Annotated in this window: 1 protein-coding gene; it reads left to right on the top strand. The window is 68.7% G+C overall.

Annotation, left to right across the window (positions count from 1 at the left end; genetic code table 11):
• Nucleotides 1-362: 362 nt before the first annotated feature.
• On the top strand, nt 363-562 hold a 200-nt coding region (locus tag KUM32_RS31365; protein WP_217145349.1), incomplete at its 3' end, for a toprim domain-containing protein.

Below are 562 nucleotides of genomic sequence, written 5' to 3'. Positions count from 1 at the left end.
GTCCTGGACGGCTCGCACCCGACGGTCGCCGCGGTCCTCTCCACCGTTCTCGGCACCGCCGCGTTGGTCGGCGGAATCTGGTGCCTGAGCTCCGTCTGACCGGCTGACCGACCCGGTGGAGCGCCGGCCCGTGCGGCACGCGGCCCGGTTGTCGGGTTACCGTGACAGCGCCTAGGCGGTGCGCAGCAGGAGGAGTGGTTAGGCGACCATCGGCTTACCCTTCGAGTGGCGTTGCGGGCTTTTTCCGTTTGACACCGAGGCGGGAGGTACCGTCACACTCCGCAGCGTCACCGTATTGCCACCGCGAGCACCGTACGCGTGGTGGCCCAGCCACTGAGCGTCGACCGGAGAGAAGAGCGAAGTTGTCCCCGACCAGCGAGACCGCGAAGGGCGGCCGACGACTCGTGATCGTCGAGTCGCCTGCCAAAGCGAAGACGATCAAGGGCTACCTCGGCCCTGGATACGTGGTCGAGGCGAGCGTCGGGCACATTCGCGACCTGCCGAACGGCGCTGCCGAGGTCCCCGCTAAGTACAAGGGCGAGCCGTGGGCGCGCCTCGGGGT

This window comes from Streptomyces sp. AC627_RSS907, from assembly GCF_019049165.1.
This window is presented reverse-complemented; position numbering and strand designations above follow the sequence as displayed.